At 28.4% G+C, this 25,219-nt stretch carries 20 protein-coding genes; 3 read left to right on the top strand and 17 right to left on the bottom strand.

Translation table 11 applies throughout. From position 1 onward, the window contains the following. Window positions 1–96: 96 nt before the first annotated feature. The gene (gene ligA, locus J4863_RS03930; RefSeq protein ID WP_211619159.1) at window positions 97–2,187 is read right to left on the bottom strand and encodes an NAD-dependent DNA ligase LigA; all 2,091 of its coding nucleotides are present in this window, start codon (window positions 2,185–2,187) and stop codon (window positions 97–99) included. A 254-nt stretch (window positions 2,188–2,441) separates the two neighbouring features. After that, window positions 2,442–3,248 carry a bifunctional hydroxymethylpyrimidine kinase/phosphomethylpyrimidine kinase gene (gene thiD / locus J4863_RS03925; protein WP_211619158.1) on the bottom strand — a complete coding sequence of 269 codons (807 nt, stop codon included), beginning with the start codon at window positions 3,246–3,248 and terminating at the stop codon, window positions 2,442–2,444. A 231-nt stretch (window positions 3,249–3,479) separates the two neighbouring features. Between thiD and J4863_RS03920 the strand changes: the two genes are divergently transcribed. The 3 genes from J4863_RS03920 (at window position 3,480) to J4863_RS03910 (ending at window position 7,358) form a co-directional block, all read left to right on the top strand. Next, the gene (locus tag J4863_RS03920; protein ID WP_211619157.1) at window positions 3,480–4,082 is read left to right on the top strand and encodes a DUF4352 domain-containing protein; all 603 of its coding nucleotides are present in this window, start codon (window positions 3,480–3,482) and stop codon (window positions 4,080–4,082) included. A gap of 149 nt (window positions 4,083–4,231) precedes the next feature. Further along, window positions 4,232–5,308, top strand: a complete 1,077-nt coding sequence (rlmN, locus tag J4863_RS03915; RefSeq protein WP_211619156.1) for a 23S rRNA (adenine(2503)-C(2))-methyltransferase RlmN — start codon at window positions 4,232–4,234, stop codon at window positions 5,306–5,308. Further along, window positions 5,292–7,358, top strand: coding sequence for a transglycosylase domain-containing protein (locus J4863_RS03910; protein ID WP_211619155.1), 2,067 nt, complete (start codon window positions 5,292–5,294; stop codon window positions 7,356–7,358). The genes rlmN and J4863_RS03910 overlap by 17 nt, the downstream gene beginning before the upstream one ends. A 146-nt stretch (window positions 7,359–7,504) precedes the next feature. On the opposite strand, the gene dnaN is transcribed toward J4863_RS03910, so the two are convergent. The 15 genes from dnaN to tig all read right to left on the bottom strand — a co-directional run bounded on the left by dnaN (window position 7,505) and on the right by tig (window position 25,080). Beyond that, a complete protein-coding gene (gene dnaN / locus J4863_RS03905) occupies window positions 7,505–8,632 on the bottom strand; it encodes a DNA polymerase III subunit beta (RefSeq protein WP_211619154.1) in 1,128 nt (375 codons plus the stop codon). Between the two features lie 45 nt (window positions 8,633–8,677). Beyond that, entirely contained in the window at window positions 8,678–9,499 is an 822-nt protein-coding gene (locus tag J4863_RS03900; protein ID WP_211619153.1) for an RNA polymerase sigma factor RpoD/SigA, read from the bottom strand. Between the two features lie 39 nt (window positions 9,500–9,538). Further along, window positions 9,539–10,546, bottom strand: coding sequence for an NAD(P)H-dependent glycerol-3-phosphate dehydrogenase (locus J4863_RS03895; protein ID WP_211619152.1), 1,008 nt, complete (start codon window positions 10,544–10,546; stop codon window positions 9,539–9,541). Between the two features lie 48 nt (window positions 10,547–10,594). Next, entirely contained in the window at window positions 10,595–11,188 is a 594-nt protein-coding gene (gene plsY / locus J4863_RS03890) for a glycerol-3-phosphate 1-O-acyltransferase PlsY (RefSeq protein ID WP_211619151.1), read from the bottom strand. Between the two features lies 1 nt (window position 11,189). Continuing rightward, window positions 11,190–12,611 (bottom strand): MATE family efflux transporter, encoded by a 1,422-nt coding sequence (locus J4863_RS03885; protein ID WP_211619150.1) that lies wholly within the window; start codon window positions 12,609–12,611, stop codon window positions 11,190–11,192. A gap of 33 nt (window positions 12,612–12,644) precedes the next feature. Next, window positions 12,645–13,757: a lipid-A-disaccharide synthase gene (gene lpxB / locus J4863_RS03880; protein ID WP_211619149.1), complete on the bottom strand. Its 1,113-nt coding sequence runs from the start codon at window positions 13,755–13,757 to the stop codon at window positions 12,645–12,647. After that, window positions 13,750–14,556 carry an LpxI family protein gene (locus tag J4863_RS03875; protein ID WP_211619148.1) on the bottom strand — a complete coding sequence of 269 codons (807 nt, stop codon included), beginning with the start codon at window positions 14,554–14,556 and terminating at the stop codon, window positions 13,750–13,752. Before J4863_RS03875 ends, lpxB begins: the two co-directional genes overlap by 8 nt. Window positions 14,557–14,559: 3 nt before the next feature. Further along, the gene (gene lpxA, locus J4863_RS03870; RefSeq protein ID WP_211619309.1) at window positions 14,560–15,333 is read right to left on the bottom strand and encodes an acyl-ACP--UDP-N-acetylglucosamine O-acyltransferase; all 774 of its coding nucleotides are present in this window, start codon (window positions 15,331–15,333) and stop codon (window positions 14,560–14,562) included. A 49-nt stretch (window positions 15,334–15,382) separates the two neighbouring features. Next, window positions 15,383–15,808: a 3-hydroxyacyl-ACP dehydratase FabZ gene (fabZ, locus tag J4863_RS03865; protein WP_211619147.1), complete on the bottom strand. Its 426-nt coding sequence runs from the start codon at window positions 15,806–15,808 to the stop codon at window positions 15,383–15,385. Window positions 15,809–16,033: 225 nt separating this feature from the next. Further along, window positions 16,034–16,891 (bottom strand): UDP-3-O-acyl-N-acetylglucosamine deacetylase, encoded by an 858-nt coding sequence (gene lpxC / locus J4863_RS03860; RefSeq protein WP_211619146.1) that lies wholly within the window; start codon window positions 16,889–16,891, stop codon window positions 16,034–16,036. Window positions 16,892–16,909: 18 nt separating this feature from the next. Continuing rightward, on the bottom strand, window positions 16,910–19,102 hold the full coding sequence (locus J4863_RS03855; protein WP_211619145.1) for an ATP-dependent helicase: 2,193 nt from the start codon (window positions 19,100–19,102) through the stop codon (window positions 16,910–16,912). Between the two features lie 237 nt (window positions 19,103–19,339). Beyond that, the gene (lon, locus tag J4863_RS03850; RefSeq protein ID WP_211619144.1) at window positions 19,340–21,721 is read right to left on the bottom strand and encodes an endopeptidase La; all 2,382 of its coding nucleotides are present in this window, start codon (window positions 21,719–21,721) and stop codon (window positions 19,340–19,342) included. 119 nt (window positions 21,722–21,840) lie between these two features. Continuing rightward, window positions 21,841–23,070, bottom strand: a complete 1,230-nt coding sequence (gene clpX / locus J4863_RS03845; RefSeq protein WP_211619143.1) for an ATP-dependent Clp protease ATP-binding subunit ClpX — start codon at window positions 23,068–23,070, stop codon at window positions 21,841–21,843. Window positions 23,071–23,118: 48 nt separating this feature from the next. Then, complete coding sequence (gene clpP / locus J4863_RS03840) at window positions 23,119–23,688, bottom strand: ATP-dependent Clp endopeptidase proteolytic subunit ClpP (RefSeq protein ID WP_211619142.1); 570 nt, start codon at window positions 23,686–23,688, stop codon at window positions 23,119–23,121. 102 nt (window positions 23,689–23,790) lie between these two features. Next, complete coding sequence (gene tig, locus J4863_RS03835) at window positions 23,791–25,080, bottom strand: trigger factor (RefSeq protein WP_211619141.1); 1,290 nt, start codon at window positions 25,078–25,080, stop codon at window positions 23,791–23,793. Window positions 25,081–25,219: the final 139 nt, after the last annotated feature.

Below are 25,219 nucleotides of genomic sequence, written 5' to 3'. Positions count from 1 at the left end.
TAATTTTGTATAAACTAATAGATAATCCAGTGAATTCAATACTTTACTGTTCTATTTACACAAAATTTTTACACACTCTTTTGAAATTATCAAATTTTACTTCTCTAAAAATTCCTTCTCAAATTCCTCCTCTGTCAATACTCTAACTCCTAATTCTTCTGCTTTCGATAATTTACTTCCAGCTTTTTCACCAGCAATCAAATAGTCTAGTTTCTTTGTCACACCTGAAAGATAATTCCCACCTTTTGCCAAAATAATATCTTTTATATCATTTCTTTTATATTTTTCTAATTTTCCAGTCGCTAAAAAACTCTTACCTTTTATAGGATTATCCTCAATCTTTTCTTCCTCAGCTTTCTCTGCTTCAAACTGTAAACCAATTTCCTTCAATGCAACAATTTTCGCCCAATTATTTTCATCATTCAAATAAGTATGAATCGCAACAGCAACTTTATCGCCAATTCCCTTTATTTCCAACAAATCTTCTATACTTTTTTCTTTTAGCAACTCAATGCTATTATAATTTTTTGTCAATAAATTTGCATTAAATTTCCCAACGAAAGGAATTCCTAACGCATACAAAACTTTTGAAAATCCCTGTTTTTTACTTTCTTCAATACTATTGATCAAATTCTCAACACTTTTTTTACCCATTTTCTCTAGATTTTCTAGCTCTTCTGCATAATTTTTTAATGAATAAATATCAACAACCGTTTTTATTTTTCCAAGCTCAATAAATTTCTCAACAATTTTCTCTCCAAGCCCAGTAATATTCATCGCATCCCTTGAAACAAAATATGCAATTTCACGTTTAACTTTTTCTGGACATTGCGGATTCAAGCATTTTAAAGCAACTTGTCCTTCTTCTTTCACTAATTCACTATCACAAATTGGACAATTCGTAGGAACTTCGATATCTTTTTCATCACCTTTTCTATCTTCAAAAACAACATTCACAACCTGTGGAATAATTTCGGCCGCCTTTTCGATAATAACGTTATCTCCTATTTTTATTTCTTTTCGTCTGATTTCATCAAAATTATGTAAACTAGCCCTCTTCACGACAGATCCCGACAAATTTACAGCTTCAAGCTCAGCAACTGGCGTTACAACACCCGTTCTTCCAACTTGAAATGTCACATCATAAAGTTTTGTTTTCACTTGCTCTGCTGGAAATTTATAGGCAATCGCCCATCTTGGACTTTTTGTCGTATACCCAAGCTCATCATAATGCTCAAATTCATTGACTTTTATTACTAATCCATCTGTTTCATAATCCAATTTCTCCCTTTTAGTTTTCCAAACATCAATTGCCTTTTCCAGTTTTCCAAAATCATTATACAACTCAAAAATTTTTGTAGTCTTAAATCCTAATTTTTCAATATATTCAATACTTTCTTTATGTGTTTTCATGCCATATTCTTCAGCATTAACCAAATAATACAAATAGCAATCCAATTTTCTTTCCTTAACAATACTTTTATCCAACTGACGAATCGTTCCAGCCGCTGCATTTCTAGGATTCGCAAACACATCTTCGCCTTCATCTTCCCTTTCTTGATTTATTCTACCAAATTCACTTATTGGCAAAATTACCTCTCCCCGAACCTCAAGTGAAATAGGCTCTTTCAACTTTTTAGGAATCGACTCAATCTCCATTATATTTTCCGTAACATCTTCTCCAATTTGTCCGTCACCTCTAGTAATCCCTTGTTTCAAAACTCCATTTTCATAAATCAAGCTAATACTCAATCCATCCAATTTAAGCTCCAAAACATAATCAATTTTCTTTTTAACATCTATTATTTTTTTTACTCTCTTATCAAAATCCTCAATTTCAGAAATATTATAGGTATTTGATAAACTAAGCATAGGAACTCTATGTCTAACTTTTGAAAATTTCTCACTTGCAATTCCACCTATTTTTTCAGTCGGACTCACATTTTCATTTTCACTTTTCTCACTTCCAGAACCCACTTTTGAATTTTTTATCTCATATTCCACTTTCAAGTCAGGATTGCTCTCCTCTAAATCCCTCAACTCTCTTATTAATTTATCATATTCCATATCAGAAATTATTGGATTATCTTCATTATAATACAAATTATTATGCTTCTCTATCTCTTTCCTCAACTTTTCATATTTTTCTTTCATTCCATCTTCAAATAATTTAATATCTCCACTCATTATTTTCTCCCTATATTTTTATATCCTTTAAGTATTTTATCATTTTATTGAAAAATTTTGTATCTTTTTAACAAAATTTATAAAAAAAAATTCGATATTCTAAAAAATAATTTAAGTTTAAATTTTCTAGATTTATCGAATTTTTCTATTTATCTCTATTTTTTATATCTATCCCATTCTTAAACTAAATCTCTCACGACTTAAATCATGAAAAATCACAAATGTTCTAGCTTAATTAATAAAATTCTTAAAAATTATTTCAAAGCAAATGCTTTATGATTTAAAGGACCTACAAATTCACCTAATTTAAATGATTGTCTTAACGCTTCTGTAATCAATGTTTTTGTAGTTTCCAAAGCCTCTTTCACTGTAGCACCCTTAGCTAATTCAGCAGTCATACATGCTGCAAATGAACATCCAGCTCCATGAGTATAAGGTGTATCGATTTTTTCAGTTTCTATTACATCAAAATTTGATCCATCATATAAAACATCTATCGCAGAATTTTTACTAAATGATTTTCCACCTTTAATAACAACATTTTTTACCCCAAAGTCATATATTTTTTTAACAGCTTCTTTTAAATCATCTAAATTTGTTATTGGCTCAACATCTGCTAATTGTGCGGCTTCAAATAAATTCGGTGTTGTAACTGTTGCATTTGGAAGCAATGCTTTTCTCATTGCAATTGTATTTTCAGGAAAAAGAGCTTCTTTTACACCTTTACAAACCATAACTGGATCAATTACGATTGGAGTATTTTTTAAATCTTTAATTAATTCTCCTGCATAATTGATAATTTCTACTGTTGGTAACATCCCTGTTTTTACTGCATCTACTCCAATTGCATTGAAAACTGTGTTTGCTTGTTCCTTAATAGTATTCATATCAACTGGAAATACTTTATGCGACCAATCTTTTGGATCCATTGTAACAAGAACTGTGATGATGTTCATTCCATAAACGCCTCTTTCTTGGAATGTTTTCAAATCAGCTTGAATACCAGCTCCTCCACTTGTATCTGATCCTGCAATTGTAACTACTTTCTTTAAATTTGACATATTGATTACCTCCTAAAATATGGTATTAAAAAATTCTAAATACTTTACTTATCTATAAGTATATACTAAACTTATGATAAAGTCAAGAAATTCCCTTAAAAAATAATTTTTAAATTTTTAATTTTAAAAAGATATTAATTTAATGATATTCTCAAATAAAAAAATACTATTAGCTATCGAAATATGATATAATAAACGAAATGAACAATTAAAGAAAGGAAGAGGATAAATATGGAAGATAATACAAATATTACTGAAAAAAAAGACTATAAAAAATGGGGAACGGGAATTTTAATTGTTGTCGTTGTATTGGGTGTTTTATGGAGCATTTTTGGTGGAAGAAAAACTACCGTTCAAAAAGTCGCTACATCTAATGTTTCAAATTCAGAAACTAAAAAAGCATCAACTAAAACTTTTAAAATGGGAGAAAAGATAACTACCGAAGTTGCCGAAGTTATAATCGAAGGAAAACAAGTTAAAGATAAGTTAATGGATGAAACTGGATATTTTGAAAATAAACCTAGTGCCGAAGGAAATAAATTTTTAATTTTATATGTGAACGTAAAAAACCTTACACAAGAACCTTTAAATCTTAATTCTAGTAGCTTTATTTTGAATGCTTCTAGCACACAATCATTTTCACCTGTAACTCTACTTATAAAAAATAGCTTGTTTATTGATGCAATTAATCCAGGACAACAAGTGAAAAAACTAGTATTTTTTGATGTTCCTGCAGCAGTTGCTAATTCAAAAAATTTGAAAATAACTTTAGGAACAAATATTTCATCTAAAACTAGCGAAAATAAAGAGATAATTTCTGTTAACTTACAATAATATAATTTTCTTAAAATATGTTTCAAAAACATATAAAGTATTAAAGATTTTTCTATATTATTTTTATAGAAAATATGTTATTATATAAAGAAGTTAAGTACAGATATTAAAGGAGGGAAAACGAATATTTTGAGATATTCTTAGCAAATATGATTAAAAAAGATAAAGATGGAAAAATTGATATAATTGGAATGAATCTAGAAGAAATGGTAACTACTTTCGTAGGTTTAGGGTTGAAAAAATTCAATGCAACACAAGTTTTTGACTGGATTCATAATAAAATGGTATTCAATTTTGATGAATTTTCCAATATTTCAAAAAAAGATAGAGAATTTTTAAAGGAACATTTTTACATTGCACAATTAACCTTTAAAACTCATCAAATATCAGATGATAAAGATACTGAAAAGTTTCTTTTTGAATTAAGTGATAATAGGTTAATTGAAAGTGTGTTGATTTCACATAAAAATCGTCATACTCTTTGTGTTTCTTCACAAATTGGATGTTTGATTGGTTGTGATTTTTGTGCCACTGCTACGATGACTTACGAAAGAAATTTAAGTGCTTCTGAAATTTTATTACAGTTTTATTATGTGCAAAAATATTTATCAGAAAGAGGCGAAAGATTAGGAAATGTCGTTTATATGGGAATGGGAGAACCATTTTTAAATTACGATAGCGTAATCGAATCAATTAATATTTTAAATTCGCCTAAAGGACAAAATTTTTCAAAAAGAAACTTTACAGTTTCAACGAGTGGAATTGTTACTGGAATTGAGAAATTTACTGAAAATGAAAGCCAAGTTAATCTTGCAATCTCACTTCATTCTGTTAGAGATGATAGAAGAACTGAAATTATGCCTATTAACAAAAGATGGGGTGTGCAAGAATTGAAAAAAGCTCTGATTAATTATCAGAAAAAAACTAAAAACAGGATTACTTTCGAATATATTTTAATTGATGATTTTAATTGCGAGTATAGTGATGCGTTTGAATTAGCTGATTACTTGCGTTCGTTCTCTTGTTTAGTAAATCTTATTCCTTATAATCCTGTAAAGGGTAAAATTTATAAAACGCCTTCTAAATCGAAGCAAAGAGAATTTTATAAATTATTAAAAGACAAAAATATTAATGTAACATTGCGTGAAACAAAAGGTCAAGATATTGCCGCTGCTTGTGGACAATTGAAAGCCAAAAAGGAGATGGAAAATGGCACAGAAAATTAATCCTAACGATTTTAAGAATAATGGGACCGATCCTGTTAAAGCTACAAGAAGAAAATTTTTTCTTTCGCTTTTCTTAAAATTTATTATATTTTTATTTATTGTTTGTTTAGGTGTTTTAGGGTATATTTTTTATACAATTCGAAGAGAAACACCTGTAGATTTAATTGACAGTTACGCACCAACTTCTCCGTCGATAATTTATGATATTAACGGAAATCAACTTGATACAGTAAATGTAGAAAATCGTTCGCCTGTAAGTATAAAAGATGTACCTCTTAATGTACAGAATGCTTTCTTGGCAATCGAAGATAGAAAATTCCGTTCACATCATGGATTCGACTTTTTACGTACAGGTAGAGCTATTTTAACAACTCTTTCTGGAAGAAGAAGAGAAGGTGGAAGTACCATTACTCAACAATTAGCAAAAAATGCTTTCTTGACACCTGAAAGAACAGTTATGAGAAAAATTAAAGAGGCTATTTTAGCAGTTGAGATTGAAAGAAAATATACTAAAGATGAAATTCTTGAAAATTATTTAAATACAATTTATTTTGGTCAAGGAGCTTATGGTATAAAAAATGCTGCTATCAGATATTTTAATAAAGAACCTAAAAATTTAACAATTGCTGAAGCTGCAGTTTTAGCAAGTTTACCTAAATCGCCTACCAAATATTCAAAAATTGAAAATGCGGTTGAAAGGGAACATGTTGTTTTGAAACAGATGTTGTCTTACGGATTTATCAATGAAAACGAATATGAAGAAGCTGCTGCTGAAAAAATTAAATTTAAAAATGGAAATATTAAAAACAAAAATGAAGAAGAACAAATTTCTACTTCAAATACTGCACCTGAATTTACAACTATTGTATTGAGTGAAGCTAAAAAAATATTGAAAATTGATGAAGAAGATCAAAAATTCCTTTTTGATGGATATAAAATATATGCAACTGTTGATTTAAATATGCAAAGAGCTGCTTATAAAGCATTCAACAGTAATTATAATTTAAGAAATCGTGCTAATATGAATGGAGCTTTGATTTCAATTGATCCAAGTAATGGTTTTGTAAAAGCAATGGTTGGAGGAAAAAATTATAAAAAAGGTGAATTTAATAGAGCTTTAAACTCTTTAAGACAACCTGGATCTTCATTTAAACCATTGATTTATCTTGCTGCTTTGCAAAAAAATATGGGAATGAACAGCGTTATGGAAGATTCGCCTATTAAAATTGGAAACTGGACTCCAAAAAACTATGATGGAAGTTTTAGAGACAGTATGACACTTGATAAAGCTATTGAAATTTCTAATAATATTATTCCAATAAAATTATTACAATATGTTGGAATTGATGCTGTTGAAAAAATTTGGCGTGATTCTGGTGTTACTGGTGGAGATTTCCCTAAAAACTATACACTTGCTTTAGGATCTATTTCTACAAGACCTATTGATATGGCATTATTTTATGCAGCACTTGCAAATGGTGGATACCAAATTACACCACAATATATTTACAAAATTGAAAATAAATATGGTGAAGTTATTTACGAAGCAAAAGCAAAAAATAAAAAGATTTTTGACTCAAAAGATGTTGCAATCCTAACTCAAATGCTTGAAAATGCAGTAAATTACGGAACTGGACAATCTGCGAAAGTATTTAAAAACGGTCAACTTATTCCAATGGCTGGAAAAACAGGAACTACAAGTGATTATATCTCAGCTTGGTTTACTGGATATACACCTACTCTAGCTACTGTAGTTTATGTCGGAAACGATGACAATAAATCAATGGGTAGTGGTATGACAGGAGGAAGTGCAGCTGCACCTTTATGGAAGAGTTATATGCAATCTGTTGTAGATATGGATAATTATAATGTTGGAGTTTTCGAATTTATTGATGATTACATAAAACGTAAAGATCTTATTCAAAAAGATATTGACTTAAAAATCGGATTACTTGATTCTGATGGTGTAGATAAGAGAAATGCATTATTCAAAGCTGGTACTGAACCAATAGAATTTGAAAATAAATTTAAAAATGGAATTGTTTTCTAGATTATTTCTTAGATTAAAGAAAATAAGAGAAAACTAGTTTTTTATTATTCTTATTTACAAATTTATAAAAAAATTTTTATATCTAAAATAAAAAAAAGAGTTGTTTTAAAGTATTTTACTTATAAACAACTCTTTTTATTTAAAAATTAATTTTCTCTTAACGCTAAAGGCATTGTAAAGTAAAGCGATTTGTCTGAATCTTCATCTTTTATAATTACAGAACTTTTGCTATTCAATAATCTTATTTCTGTCACTTTTCCGCTTATTATAGAAATATAGTCTAACAAGAATTTAACATTTAATGAGATTTTTATATCATCACCCTCTTGAATAGTTGGCAATTCTTCTTTAATTTGAGCATATTCATTTGTACCTGTTAAATACAATTTATTATTTTGGAAATTAAAAATTCCTCCATTTTTTGTCTCTTTATTATCTCTCGCAAATATTAAAGTTCTTCTTAATACTGATGTAAAATCTTTTGTATTCAATAATATTTTTTTATTATGGTCTACATTTTTCAATATTGTTTTATAATCAGGGAATTGCAATTCAATTACTCTTGTCAAAATTTCAACATTAGCTATTTTGAAAAATACTTTTGAACTATCAGATTTTATTGTAATTGTTTCCTCGTCTATAAGTTTCATAATTTTAATTAATCCATCAATAGTTTTTAATGGTATGCTTACATTTAAGTCTTCTTTATTTCTTTGACTTTCTGGCAATTCTTCTTCAATAAAAGTTAATCTATAAGTATCAGAAGAAACCAATTTCAATTTATTTTCTCCAATTTCAAGTCTTATACAGTTTACAGCCAAATTTTCCACTTCAGTCGCAGCCGAAATTTTTACATTCTCTATATGAGTCAATAATTCGTCTTTATTAAAATTATATTCCACTCCTGTTTCCAATTTCGTTTGAATAGGAAAATTTTCTGCATCATATATTGAAAATTCTGTATCTGTAGCACTTGTCTTTATTACTAATTTACCAGATTCTTCATTCAACTCAATTTTATCATCTGATATTTGTTTCAAAAATTCTTCTATCAATTTATGTTTAATTACAATTTTCCCTTCTTGAATAACTTCACATTCTATCTCAGTACTAATCGATACTTCTAAATCTGTACCTTTTAAAATCACCTTATTTTCTTTCGCCTCAATGTATATTCCTGATAAAACTTCTCTAATTTTATTCTCTTTTACAGCATTTTCTACAATGTGAATAGCTTTTAACAATTCTCTTCTATTTACAATTACATTTAACATTTTCTCACCTCTTTTTTATTATCCCTAAAGTCACACATACTTGTATTATATCATATCTTTATAATTTTTAAAGTGTTCTTTTAATTTTGTTATTGCTTTTTTTTCTATTTGTCTTACTCTTTCTCTTGTGATATTCAATTTAAGACCAATCTCTTTCAAAGTATGAATTTTATTATCGTATAAACCATATCTTAACTCAAGTATCTCTTTTTCTCTTTCAGTTAAGACCTTATCTAATAATTCTCTCATTTCGTATAGTTGATCTTCTTTTATAATCTTTTCTTCAACATTATCTTCTTTTCCTACAATATCCTCCAAATAAATATTATCTCCTATAGTTTCATTTAAAGAAACTATATCTTGGAACTCATTTAACAACAAAATAACTTTACTTTCTTTCAAATCAACTTTCTTTGCTATGTATTCTGTAGAAGGGCCTTCACCGTACTTAGCCGTATATTCTTTAATAACTTTATTCACCTTTGCTAATTGTTCGTATTTATATGAAGGTATTCTGATATCTCTCCCTGTATTAATAATTGACTTTTTTATCGCCTGTTTTATCCACCAAACCGCATATGTACTGAATCTATGTCCCTTTTTATAATCAAATTTATTAATAGCCTTTATCAATCCAATATTTCCTTCACTTATTAAATCTATCAATGGTAATCCATTTCCTAATGATTTTTTAGCCGTACTTATTACTAATCTTAAATTTGATAAGATTAAAAGTTGTCTAGCTTGTTCATCATTTTCTTCTCTTATTCTTCTTAATAAATCGTATTCTTCTTCCTTTGATAGCAAATCAAATTTTTGAATATCACTTAAATATAAAGAAATTAAGTTTAAGTTGTTTTCTTCCATTTCACTCTCCGTTGGTAATTAATTTTTTTCTTTTTGTTTTTATATGAATTCTGATCTTAAATTTCTATTCATAAACAACGAAACTAATTCGTTTACAGGTCGATTTTCATAAATCACCTCATAAAGTGCTGACATAATTGGTGCTTGAATATTGTTTTCTTTAATAATTGCATATAAAGCTTTTATTGTTTCAGCTCCTTCCGATACCATTTTCATGCTTGAAATGATGTCGTCTATTTTTCTTCCTTTTCCCAATTCTTCTCCTACATATCTATTTCTACTATGTTTACTTGTACACGTAACAATTATATCTCCAAGTCCTGATAATCCCATAAATGTTTTTGGATCTGCATGATAATATTTACCAATTTCCAAAATTTCATTTATTCCTCTTGTAATCAATGCTGCTTTTGAATTATCTCCAAAACCAAGACCATCAGAAATTCCTGCTGCTATTGCCAAACAGTTTTTTACAGCTCCTGATAACTCTGCTCCCACTAAATCAGTTCCAGTATAAACTCTAAAATAAGAATTACTAAATAAATGTTGGATTTCCAATGCTGCTTTTTCATCTAATGATACTGATAAAATGGCTGAAGGTAATTTCAATGCAACTTCTTCTGCATGTGTAGGTCCAGCTAACAATACATAGCTATAATCTTTTCCACTAAGCTCTTCATCGATAACTTCTGAGATTCTCTTCTTAGATTTAATTTCTATTCCTTTAGCCACATTTACAATTATCACTTTATAACTCAAACACTCTTTTAAATTTTTTAAAATCGGTCTTAAAAATTGTGTTGGAGTAGCCAATAAAATCACATCTATCTTTTCATTTTTCAATGTTTCGCAATAACTATCAACCACATTTAATTCGTTTGGCAATTTTATGTTAGGTAAAAATACTGGATTTTCTCTTTTTTCTCTAATTACATTTCTCGTTTTCTCATTATACTCCCATAAAAATACATTATTTTTATTTTCAACAAGTAATTTTGATAAACAAGTTCCCCAACTTCCACCACCAATCACTAATATATTTTTCATCATTTCCACCAACTTTCTTATTTTTTTATTCTTATTTTTATTTTAAAATTATTTTTTCTTATTTATTGAAAATTTTGATTCTGTCCCATTTAGTAATCTTTGAATATTACTTTTATGTCTCACTATTATCAAAATAGCAATTATTATACCAAAAATAGTAAGTGGTATATTTTTATAAAATAATATTATCCAAATTGGCAAAGAAATTGCTCCAATCATTGAAGATAACGAAACATATCTTGTAATACCAAAAACTAAAAAGAAAATTACAGCTGCTAACAAAATCGCACCTGGAACTAACACAATAAATACTCCAACTGTTGTAGCTACTGCCTTTCCACCTTTAAATTTCATAAAAATTGAAAAACTATGCCCTAAAATCGCACAAATTCCAACTAAAATTACACTAATCGATGATTCTAATAACATTGTCGCTATCAAAGTAGGAATTGCACCTTTAGATATATCTAAAATCAATGTCAAAATACCTAATTTAGCACCTAAAACTCTTGCTGCATTTGTTGAACCTGTATTTTTGCTTCCATGCTCTCTAACATCAATTCCTTTAAATACTTTCCCTATCCAAAGAGCATTTGGTATACTTCCAAGTATATACGCAACTATCATTAATACTACTACCATATCAATTTTCTCTCTCTTTCATTTCAATATTTTTTTGTTTTCTACTCAAATCTTTTATTTCTAATATTGTAAATATTAACAACACTACAAAAAATATAATATCTGTAGCTGGCTGTGCATACCAAACCCCAACCAATTTCCAGTAATATGAAAATATCATCATAAGTATTAAAAATATTACAACTTGTCTAAGTATATTCAATACTGTTGAATATTTTGGACGCCCTATTGCTTGGAAATAATTTGGTACTATTATTCCGAATGAAGATAAAATCGATGTTGAAAAATAAATTCTTAGCGCTCTTACTCCTTCTTTTAAAGCAGATTCAGTACTTTTTTCATTGAAAAATAATACTAATTTGTCTGGCATCATCATCATTGTTAGGCAAAAAATTCCAGATAGAACAATACTTATTAAAATTGACATTATTAATGATTTTTTTACTTTATTATACCTTTTTGCACCGTAATTAAATCCGATTATAGGTTGCATCGCTTGTGACACAGCATATATTGTCATTGTCATTATCGGTAAATAAGAATTTATAATTGTAACAACAGCTACTCCTGAAGTACCACCATTTACCTCAACAATTTTATTCGTTACTAACCCTACAACAGAACTTGCTAATTGAAGTAAAAAAGGTGACATACCAATTGTTAAAATATCCTTTACTGTTTTTGGAAATAATTTCAAATATTTAAATCTGAACTTTATATTACTCATATATTCCAATTTGTATCCAAATAAATTTATTTTAAATGGTAATTTTCCAAATACTATAAACCACATTACAATAAGAGCTGCTAATACGTTTCCTATTAGTGTAGCATAAGCTGTTCCCTCTACTCCTGTTTTCAAAATCATTACAGCTACATAATCTAAAATAATATTTGTTACTGCACCTACAAGCATTGAAAACATTGCCACTCTTGGTGTTCCAGCTGCATTTAAAAGATTTGATATTCCATATGAAAAAAACAATGGAATTATAGCAAAAAGCATTATTTGCAAATAAGTTTTCGCATATGGTAATGTTTCTCTATTTGCACCTGAATATAACAAAATGTTATCTAAATTTAATTGCAATATTAAAAATAAAAGCGCTCCTAATATTAGAAATATTGTAATCGTATTTCCTAATATTTTTTGAGTTTCAGCTTTTTTCTTTTGACCAAGTCGAATCGAATAAATCGTTCCTGCTCCAACTCCAACTAACATCGAAAAAGCTATAAATATCATAACTATATAAAATGATACTCCTACTGCAGCCAATGCTTCTTCACTAATTTTTCCTACGAAAAATCTATCAACTAAATTATACAAAACTACTAAAACAGAACTTATTAATATAGGAATAAAATTTTTAATAAATAGTTTAAATATCGAGTTATTCATTAACTCTTCTCTTTTTTCTTTCATTTCACAATCCTCTTAAATAATATTTAATAATTATTATTTACTCTCTTTTATTTTTTCAATTAGATAATCTGATATTTTATTTAAAACACCGCTATTACCCAATTTTTCTCGTTCTTTTTTTAATTCCAAAACAATTTTTTCTTCATTTTTTTCAAAATTTTGACATTGTAATAATAATTTTTCAGCTGAAAAATTTTCTTGTAACAACTCTGGAAAAATCTCTTTATTTGCGTTTAAATTTGTTAAACTAATATAAGTTATTTTAACAATTTTTCTAGCAATAAACGCATTAATAGGAGAAGTTTTATACACAACTATTGTTGGTAATCCCATCAATGATAATTCAAATGTTACAGTCCCTGAAGTTGCAATCGCATATTTAGAATCTTTTCTCAAATTTTCAATAGCATCAAAACTTATTTCTACATTTTCAATATTTTCTAAATTATATTCTTTCACATATTCTAAGTGTAATTTATCCGCAAATTTTAAAATAAATTTCTGATTTTTCATTTCTTTTAATTTTACAAATTTTACTATTTCAGGAATAAATTTTAAAATTTCTTGTCGTCTACTTCCTGGCAATAATAAAATTTTATCACCTAAATTTTCAGAAAACTCATATTTGTCAACCAACGGATTTCCAAAATATTTCACGTTTATTTTTTTTGAACTTTCTAAACTGTCATAATACGCTTTTTCAAAGGGAAAAATTACTATTACATCATCAAATTTCTTCAATTCTTTTATTCTCGATTTTCCCCAAGCCCAAACTTTTGGTGGAATATAATAAATTGTCTTTATTTTTGGTATTTCCTTTTTCAATAAATCAAAAAATTTTAAATTAAATCCACCAAAATCTACAAATATAACCGTGTCTATATTATTTTCTTGTATGAATTTTAAATATTCTTTAGCTTTATTTTTAAAATATTTATATTTTTTTAAAGCTTCAACAAATCCCATGATATCATTATCTTTAATGTGATTTACTTTATTCGCTCCAGCTTTTATAGACTTATCGCCTACAACACCGTAAAATTCTATTTCACTATCTTTTTTTCTAATACTATCAATAATATACGATAAATGTAAATCTCCCGACATTTCTCCACAAGATACAAATACTTTTTTCATTTTATTCATGTTTTATTCCTTTAATAAATATTTTATTTTTATTCGCATATTCCACAACTTCATCTTGATTAATGAATAACATTTTATCCGCTTCTATTACAATTCCTCTTGCTTTAATTTCCACAACTTTTTTTATTGTTTCAACACCTATTGTCGGCACATCTATTCGGTAATCTTGATTTCTTCTAGCCATTTTTACAACAATACAGTCTTTTCCAGCTAATTCTCCACCTCTCAAAATCGCTTTATCAGTACCTTCAATTCCCTCCAAAGCAACGATAGATTCATCTTTAGCAACTACCGTTTGCCCTGCATCAATATCTGTTAACATTTTCGCAGCTTCTATCCCAATTTTGATTGTTTTTTCGTCATTTTCGCTAGGAATTTTTTTCGTATAAACCTTCTCTTTAGCTATATAATCATCCAACAAATAATTTTGTGGCAATACTGTTATTCCTTCAGATTCAATGTAATCAATAATTGCCTTCAATATATTTTTATCCTTCTTATTTTTTGAAGAAAATAAAATTTTTGCTGCAACAAAATCAAACTTTAAATTTGAGAAGATTAAATCTTTTTCAACTTTTCCAAGCATAACAACTTGGGAAACACCCTTTTTCTTAAAATAAGAGATTATTTTCCCAGGTTGTGCTACACTATATTTAGCTGAATTTATATGTTTTTTCACACTTTCTTCAACACTATCGAATAAATAAACAGAGAATAATTCTATTCCCTGTAATTCACATTGTTCTAAAAATAATTCTGGCAATTTACCATTTCCAGCTATTAAACCTACTTTATTCATAATTTATCTTGCGATTCCTCTTTTACTTTTTCTAATAAATTCAACCAATTTTACTACATCTTCATTATCTTTGTAGTCATTTTCCAATATATGTAATGCTTCTTCTAATTTTAGTTTTTTCTTAAATATAATTTTATAAACTTCTCTCAAAGTTTTAATTTGTTCTTCCGAAAAACCTCTTCTTTGAAGTCCTACAATATTAATGTATACCGCTCTAGCTTTATTTCCTTCAGAAAGCATGTAAGGTACAACGTCTTGAGTTACAGCTGAGCATCCTCCTATCATCGCATGTCTTCCTACTCTTGTAAACTGATGAATAGCTGTCAATCCTCCAACAACTGCCCAATCTTCCACTTCCACATGACCTGCAAAAGTAGCAGCATTTGCTAATACGCAGTGGTCTCCTATAATACAATCATGTGCAATATGAACATACGCCATTATCAAACAATCATTTCCAACTCTTGTTTCATATTTATCAGTAGTTCCTCTATGAATTGTTACAAATTCTCTAATTTTGTTATTATTTCCTATTACAACTCTTGTCTTTTCACCACCAAATTTTAAATCCTGTGGATCCTTTCCAATTGATGCAAAAGAAAAAATATAGTTATTTTCACCTATAATTGTTTCACCTTCGATAACAACATGAGATTCTATAGTAGTTCCGTTACCGATAGTTACTTCTGGTCCTATCACCGAATAAGGACCTATTTTTACATTCTCTCCGATTTTAGCATTTGGATCAACAACTGCCGTTGGATGTATATTGTTCATATTCATAAATTAAAACCTCTTCTTTTGTTTTTTCTCTTTATTATACAAATTACATATCTGTAACTGCGAATTTTAGTTCTCCTTCACTAACTACATTTCCATCAACTACACATCTTCCTTTAGCGACAATAATATTTCTTCTAACGCTTAATTTTTCTACTTCTAATCTTAATTGGTCTCCAGGTACTACTGGTTTTCTAAATTTACATTTGTCAATTGACATAAATAAAGGTATTTTCCCTGGTTCTAACATTAATAATCCTACTGCTTGTGCCAACGCTTCCATTTGCAATACTCCTGGCATTACTGGTTTTCCTGGAAAGTGTCCTTGGAAAAATTCTTCATTCATTGTTAAATTTTTAATCGCTACTAAACTATCTGTTCCATTTTTTTCAATTACTCTATCCACCAATAAAAATGGATATCTGTGTGGTAATATTTTCATAATATCTTCTATATTCATAACTGTTTCCATATCTCTAATCCTCCTAAATTTTTCATCTTTTTATTTTTTAAATCTTAAATCAATTACTTAAAATTTGATAAAATTAAAACTAATAAACCTTCAATATTGAAGTTTTAATATTTTATATAGTTGTATATATTATATTTAATTTTTAAACAAATTACAACCATTTTTTTACTTTTTTACAAATTATTTATCATTAATTTTTTCAATTAAACTTTTTTACAATTTCTATTATAAATATTTTTTTGCAATCATTGCTGTCATTTTAGCATTTACAAAATGTCCAGCTTTTACAGCAATTATATGTCCCTTTATTGGTCTTCCCAAAACATACAAATCTCCAATAATGTCCAAAATTTTATGTCTTACAAATTCATCTGGATATCTTAAACCTTCTGGATTCAAAGGCCCATTTTCTCCAATTACAATCGCATTATCCAAACTTCCACCCAATGCTAAATTATTTTTTTTCAAAAAATCAATTTCATAATCAAATGCAAATGTTCTACATTTAGAAATTTTTTCAACATAATTATCAAAAGTTATTTCTGTTTCAAAATATTGTGATTTTAAAAAGCTGTGATTAAAATCAATTGTATAAGATATTTTAAACCCATCATAAGGCAATCCAATCACATATTTACCAGCTTTCTCATCACTAAATATAATCGGTTCTATCAAAACAACTGGTTCGATTTCTGTTTCTAGTTCCTTAAATCCTGCTTCTTGAAATTTTTCAATAAATTTGATAGAACTTCCATCTAATATTGGCAATTCATTTCCAGTTATTTCAACAAAAATATCGGTTATTCCTGAAACAGATAAAGCTGATAAAAAGTGTTCGATCGTATGAACTTTTACATCATCTTCATTTCTTATATTAGTCCCTCTTTCTAAATCAAATAAATGCGTATAATCCACAGTCACAATTGGATTTTTCCCTTCAACATCCATTCTTTTAAAAACAATTCCTTGTGGTATTTCAGGATTACTTCCATCATTAGGATTTAAAACCAATTTTATTTCCTCACCTTTATGAAGCCCAATTCCTACTATTTCCACTTCTTTTCCAATAGTTTTTCTTTTCATAAATTTACCTCCATTTATTTAATCTATCAAAAATTTTTCAGCTAAAATCAATGCTAATTTTTTTTCTCCAACCATAAAATCTATCGTTAAACTTTTTTTATCGACATGTTTTATTCTACCTTTTCCAAATTTTTTATGAGTTACTGTATCTCCAACTTTATATTTAGAGTTGGTTTCATGAATTTCTTTTGATTTCCTTATCGAAAATGGGTTAAAATTTTCTTTTTTAACTTGAAATTTATCTTCTCTAAAACTTGAACTTGAAATTTTCTTAGTTTTGGATAAAGTGATAATATTATTTACCAAATATTCAAGGTTATCTTGTTTCATTTCATATATAAATCTAGACGGTTTTCTATTATAATTCATTTGTCCCCAAGTCATTCTTTCTGACGCATACGAAATATACAATTCTTTTTTCGCTCTAGTTACTGCCACATAACAAAGTCTTCTTTCTTCTTCAATATCCTCTTCCGAACTTTCAAAAGAACATGAAGGAAATAACCCATCTTCCATTCCAGCAATAAATACATAATCAAACTCTAACCCTTTCGAGCTATGAATAGTCATTAACTTCACAAAATTCTCATTTTCTTCCATTTCATCAGTTGAAGCAGTCAAAGAAACCATATCTAGATAATCAGCCAACGAAATATGTGGATTTCTCTTCTCTAATTCAATAATGCTATTCAAGAGTTCTTCAATATTCTTAATTCTATCTTCCTTATTATCTTCAATTGAATCAAAATATTTTGTTTTAGTAATAACTTCATCAAAAACTTCTTTTACCGATAATTCATCTAAGCTAAGATAAATTCCTTGTATCATATTGTAAAAATCTTTTAAAGTATTTTTTACAGCTCCTCTAATATTAGTTTCATCCACAAATTGTAACGCATCTAACATTGGAATATTTCTTTCGTTTGCTATTTCTGCTATTTTCTCTAGCGTTTTTTCTCCTATTGACCTTTTCGGAACATTAATAATTCTATAAAAATTATGATTGTCATTTCTGTTATTCAATAAATTTAAATATGCCAAAATATCTTTTATTTCTTTTCTTTGAAAAAATTGCATTCCACCATAAATTTTATATGGAACATTTCCTTCTAATAATTTTTCCTCTAAAACCCGTGACTGTGCATTTGTTCTGTATAAAATTGTCATATCTTTGTAATCTACACCAGATTTTGATTTTGCTTTAATTTCTTTTACAATAAATTCTGCTTCATCGTAAGGCGTTTTCGCATTGAATATTTTAATTTTTTCACCTTCAGAACCATCTGTCCAAAGTTTTTTCCCTTTTGAACTTTTATTATTTCTTATTAATTCATTTGCTGTATCAAGAATTCTCTTCGTAGAACGATAATTTCTTTCTAATTTTATAGTATACGCATCTGGATAATCTTTTTCAAAATTAAGAATATTTTCTATATTCGCACCTCTAAATGCGTAAATACTTTGATCCTCATCTCCAACAACGCAAATATTTCTATATTTTGCAGCAATCAAATTAATAATTTCATACTGAATATTATTTGTATCTTGATACTCATCAACTACGATATATTGATATCTATTTTGAATAATATCTAGTACATATTTATCGTCTAAAAGTCTTCTCGCATTTAACAACAAATCTGAAAAATCCATTGCATTATTAGCCTTCAAAACCTCATCATATTTTTTATAAATATCATAAAATAATCGATTTGCTGGTATTTTTAAATCTAGCTGTCTAGAAACCTCATCTAATCCTACTCCATCTTCCTTTAACTTACTAATTCTATTTGCAATTCTCCCAGGTGCAATGTCATCTTTTATATTCATTTCTTTTTTTATTTTTGTAATTATTGACTTTTGATCATCGACATCGTATATATTAAAATTTCTTCCATAACCAATTCTTTCTGAATAAGTTTTCAATATTCTTACTGCAAACGAGTGAAACGTCGATACAACTAAATTATATGAATTTTCTTCACCAATAAGCTCTTCTGCTCTCTCCTTCATCTCTCTTGCTGCCTTATTAGTAAACGTCAACGCTAATATATTTAATGGAGAAATATTTTTTTCTTTTATCATATGAGCTATTCTATAAGTAACTGTCCTAGTTTTACCACTTCCAGCTCCAGCTAATATTAATACAGGCCCCTCAATCTTTTCTGCTGCTTTTCTCTGATTTTCATTCAATTTATTTAAAATACTCATTTTGTCCCTTCCTTTTTTGCAACTATTTTTATAACTATTGATTTCAAGCGAACTTTTTAAAATTCAAGTTTTATATAATATTTTTTCATTTCATTATACCATAATTTAAAATTTTTGTCTTTTTTATTTTCCACTTTTACTATAAATCTAATCTTTCAAATTAATCTATTATAAATCTATTACAAAAATGAAACAAAAATCAGATGCCACTTAACATCTGATTCTTTTCTATAAGTCTTATTCCTCTTCAGTCACTTTTTTTGAAGTTGTTTTCTTTTTGGCTACTGCTTTTTTTGCTGGTTTTGCCTTCGTATCCACAAAAACAATTTTTTTAACATCTTCATAAGTTTTCGCAAAATGGAATTTCATTTCACTTGCTATTTCTTTTGGTAATTCTTCTGTATCAACTTTGTTATCAAAAGGAAGTACAACTTCTCTAATTCCAACTCTATGAGCTCCGATAACTTTCTCTTTAATTCCCCCTACTGCTAAAACTTCTCCCGTAATCGTAATCTCACCAGTCATTGCAACATCTTGACGCACTTCTTTATTTGCTAATACTGAAATTATTGCAGTTGTAATTGTAATACCTGCTGAAGGTCCATCTTTTGGAACCGCTCCTTCTGGAAAATGTAAATGAACATCTGTTTTTTCATTGAATTTTTCTTCAATTCCCAATTCATTTTTTATATGTCTAACATAAGAATAAGCAACTCTAGCTGATTCTTGCATTACATCTCCTAGTTTTCCTGTAAGTTGCAATAATCCTTTACCTTCCATTTTAACTGCTTGAACTTCCAATGTAGTTCCTCCAACAGCCGTCCACGCAAGACCATTTACAACCCCAATTTTACCTTCATCCTTCTTAATCTTATCAGCTCTATATTTAGCATTTCCTAAATATTTCTTAATTTTAGTTTCTGTAACTGATAATTTTGATGTTTTTTCAAGTAAAATTTCTTTAGCCATTTTTCTGAATATTTTACTAATTTCTCTTCTTAGACTTCTAACTCCTGCTTCTCTCGTATACTCGTTTATAACTTTCAAGATTGAAGCATCTGAAAACGGTATTTTATAATCATTCAATCCATTTTCTTCTTTAGTTTGCGGAATCAAATATTTTTTAGCAATATTTAATTTTTCAAATTCTGTGTATGATTCGATGAAAATAATTTCCATTCTATCTCTTAATGGTCCTGGAATTCCACCAATATCATTTGCTGTACATACAAAGAACACTTTTGATAAATCAAAAGTATGATCAATATAATGATCTTCAAATGTACTATTTTGAGCTGGATCTAACACTTCCAACATTGCTGAAGCTGGATCTCCTCTAAAATCTGACGCCATTTTATCAATTTCATCAAATAACATTACAGGATTATTTACTCCAACTTGTTTCAATGAATTTACAATTCTACCAGGCATTGCTCCAACGTAGGTTCTTCTATGTCCTCTAATTTCAGCTTCATCTCTAACTCCACCTAAAGAAATTCTAGTGAATTTTCTATTCATTGAACGAGCTATCGAATGTGCAAGTGAAGTTTTACCCACACCTGGAGGCCCTACTAAACAAATAATTGAACCTTTTAACGTATTATTTAATTTTTTTACAGCTAAAAATTCTAAAATTCTCTCTTTTACTTCTTCTAATCCGTAATGATCTTCATCAAGTATTTCCTGAGCTTTTTTTATATCAATTTCATCTTTTGTAGATTTATCCCAAGGTAATTCTAACACAGTTTCAACATAACTTCTAATTACAGAAGCTTCTGAAGAAAAATCTGGCATTCTTTTTAATCTTGCAATTTCTTTTACTAATTTTCCTTTTAAATCTTCAGGAATTTTAGAATCCTCTATTTTTTGTTCTAATTCAGCAATTTCTTCATCAGAATCAGCTTCTTCTCCGATTTCTTCTTTTATTGCTTTTATTTTTTCCCGTAAATAATAATTTTTTTGAACCTCTGCCATTTGTTCTTTTACTCTATTCTCAATTTCTTTTTCAAGAGTAAAAATTTCAATTTCTCTTTCAATAATGCTTAAAATTTTATATGCTCTTTCTTCTACATCTAATATTTCAAGCAATTCTTGTTTCGCTACAGTCGGTATCATCAAATTTGTACAAATCAAATCAAATGCTTTATCTGTATTTTTAATATCTTTAATGTTATAAATAATATCTGGAAGAACTTTTTGAGTAATTTTTGCATAATTAGCAAATTCATCAATTACTTTTCTTTTCAATGCTTCAGATTTACTTTCATCAATTGGTTTTGAAAAAACTTCTGTATAATCAGCATAATTTATTCCATCAATATTAGTAACATCAGTAATTAAAACTCTATGTTTTGCTTCTACTAAAACTTTTACATTCCCATTAGGCATTCTCACGCTTTGAAGTACATGAACTAAAACCCCTGTTTCATAAACATCTTCAGGTAATTTTGGTTCTTCTATTTCTCCGTCTTTTTGCGAAGAAAGAACTAATTTGTTATCAAATTTCGCAAGTGATTCTTCAATACTCGCCAAACTTGATGGTCTTCCAATAAAAATTGGTGTTACGACACCAGGAAATACCACTAACTCCCTAGTCGCTATAAATGGTTTTTTCTGCATAATTCCCCTTTCTTTTTAAACTTACTTAAATATTATGCTTATTTATATGTTTAAAATATTTAAAATAATCTCACCCACAATTATTTTAACATACAAATGAAAAAAAGTATACCTATTATTTACTCCACTATTACTTTACTTTTATCATCAACAGCTTCTTTCGTAATTATAACTTTTGAAACTTCTTTCTTTGAAGGAATTTCATACATCAAATCAATCATTACACCTTCAATAATCGAACGAAGTCCTCTTGCTCCAATTTTTCTCTTCAAAGCTAATTTTGCTATTTCTTCAATAGCATCCTTTTCAAATACCAATTCAACATTTTCCATTTCAAAATATTTTTGATATTGTTTTACTAATGAATTTTTAGGCTCTGTCAAGATTTTTATCATCGCTTCTTCATCCAATCCATGAAGTGCAGTAATAATCGGTAATCTTCCTATCAATTCTGGAATTAACCCAAATTTAACTAAATCTTCTGGCAACACATTTTCAAACAATGTTAAGTCATCTAGTTTAGTTTCAGCAGTTTCCAATCCAAATCCTACTCGTTTTTCGTTAATTCTATTTTTTACTTTACTTTCCAATCCTTCAAATGCTCCACCAACAATGAATAAAATATCTTTCGTATTGATTTCAATCATTTCTTGGTTTGGATGTTTTCTTCCACCTTGAGGTGGTACACTTGCAACTGTTCCTTCAATTATTTTTAATAATGCTTGCTGAACCCCTTCACCAGAAACATCTCTCGTAATAGACATATTTTCTGATTTTCTAGCAATTTTATCAATTTCATCTATATAAATAATTCCATGTTCTGCAGTTTCTATATCATAATCTGCAGCTTTAATCAATTTCAATAATACATTTTCTACATCATCACCAACATATCCAGCTTCTGTCAATGTAGTCGCATCAGCAATTGCCAAAGGTACATTTAATATTTTAGCCAATGTTTGCGCCAACAATGTTTTACCACTTCCTGTAGGTCCAACTAATAAAACATTAGATTTTTGTAATTCAACATCGTCTTCTTTTCTTTCCATTTTATGAGTGATTCTCTTAAAATGGTTATATACTGCAACTGAAAGAATTTTTTTTGCATTTTCTTGACCAATAATATATTCATCTAATTTTACTTTAATTTCTTTTGGTTTCAACAATGTAATTTTCTTTCCACTATTATTTTCATCGTAATAATCATAACTCTCTAACAATTCTACACAGTCATCGACACAATCATTACAAATAAATACATCTGGATCTTCTGTACTTTGAATTAATCTTCCAACTTCATCTTCTTCTCTTCCACAAAAAGAGCAAAAATGTTCTTCTTTTTTTGGCATTTTTTCACCTCTTCTAAATATTTAAAATTTACCATTCACAAACTAGAATTACAATATTTTATCGATTAATCCATATTCTAACGCTTCTTCAGGAGACATAAAATTATCTCTTTCTGTATCTTTATAGATTTCTTCTACCGTTTTTCCAGTTCCTTCTGATAAAATTTTACTTGTTATTTGTTTCATTCTTTCAATTTCTTGTGCTTGAATTTGAATATCTGTCGCTTGTCCTCTTGCTCCACCTAAAGGTTGATGTATCATTATTCTAGAATTTGGTAATGAATATCTTTTCCCTTTAGTTCCAGCTGTCAATAAAACAGCACCCATACTTGCAGCTTGTCCTACACAAACTGTAGAAACATCACATTTAATATGTCTCATTGTATCATATATAGCCAATCCAGCTGTTATAACTCCACCAGGACTATTTATATACATAACAATATCTTTTTCTTTATCTTGAGCGTCTAAAAATAATAACTGTGCAACAATTGCATTCGCCATATTATCTTCAACTTCTCCACTCACAAATATTATTCTATCCTTTAACAATCTTGAGTATATATCGTAACTTCTTTCCCCACGACCATCGTTTTCAATTACTACAGGACTATACATCAGAACCTCTCCTTATTTTTAATTTTTAAAGAGGTAAGGGAATACCACTATTACTCGAGGTTAGACCCTTACCTTCTTAACATTTTTATTAACTAATAACTACTATTTAACTTTTGCTGAATTTACTAATAAATCTATTGTTTTTTCGTGAGAAAGTCTATATTTAGTTTCATCAATAAATCTTGCATAGTTTCCTGATTTTCTTACATCTGCTAATAATGCTTCTTTATCCATTCCATACATTGTAGCCATTTTATCGATTTCAGCATTTACCTCATCATCGCTTACTTCAATGTTTTCAGCTTTTGTAATTTCAGATAATACTAATTCAGTTTTAACTGATTTTTCAGCCATTTCTCTTGATTCTTCTCTCATTTTATCAAGAGTTTGTCCAGTCATTTGGAAATATTGTTCCAATGAAATTCCTTGCATTTGTAATTGTTGAGCAAATCTATTAATTTGATATTCAACTTCTCTATTTGTTAATTCAGCTGGTACTTCAACATTTGTATTTGCTACAACTGCTTCAACTACTTTTCCTTTAAATTCATTATTAATTCTAGTTTCTTCTCTCTTAGTCAAACTTTCTCTAGTTTTAACTTTTAAATCTTCAAGAGAATCATATCCTAATTCTTTAGCCAAATCATCATTTAATTCAGCTTCTTCTTTTCTCTTAATAGAATTTACTTTTACTTTGAAAATAGCTGGTTTTCCTGCTAAGTTTTCTGCACCGTAGTTTTCAGGGAACATAACTGTTACATCAAATTCATCACCTTTTTTATGTCCAACAATTTGGTCTTCAAAGTTGTCGATAAAACTATGTGAACCTAATGTCAAGTCAAATCCTTCAGCTTTCCCTCCTTCGAATGCTTCTCCGTCTATAAATCCTTCAAAATCAATATTTGCAACATCATTTAATTCAGCTGTAGCATCTGCTTCAACTTCTTTTAATTTAGCAGCTCCTTCTTTCAATCTTTCAATTTCAGCATTTACTTTTTCATCAGTAATATCTAAAGTTTCTTTTTCAACTTCTACACCTTTATATTCACCTAAAGTAATTGCAGGTAATACAGGAATTACGAATACAACTTCTACTGTTCCTTCTTTATTTTCATATTTTTCTAATCTTGGATCAGCTATAGGTCTTAATTCGTTTTCTACTACTGCTTTTTGGTATTCTTCAGAAATAATATGATTTAAAATTTCCCCTTCAATTTCTTTTTGAAATTTTTGTTCAAGAACTTTTGCAGGAACATGTCCTGGTCTAAATCCATCTACTTTTGCATCTTTAAAGTGTGATAAAACATGCTCTTTCAAGTGAGATAATTCATCTCCTGTTCTTGTTACTGATACTTCATAACTAGTTTCTGATAATTTTTTTACTGTTGCCATTTGTTTAATCCTCCTATAATTTCATATAAATAAATTGTTATGTTACTTTTCATCGAGCAATATTTCCTTTTTAAGCTATAAATTTAATAGCAAGGCTATGGCTTTTTTATGAGGAAAAACCTTCCCAAATGCTCTTTTT

It is taken from the genome of Leptotrichia sp. oral taxon 221 (genome assembly GCF_018128245.1).
Classification (GTDB): domain Bacteria; phylum Fusobacteriota; class Fusobacteriia; order Fusobacteriales; family Leptotrichiaceae; genus JABCPH02.
The sequence above is the reverse complement of the archived record's forward strand: the minus strand, read 5'-3'. Positions and strand labels throughout refer to the sequence as shown.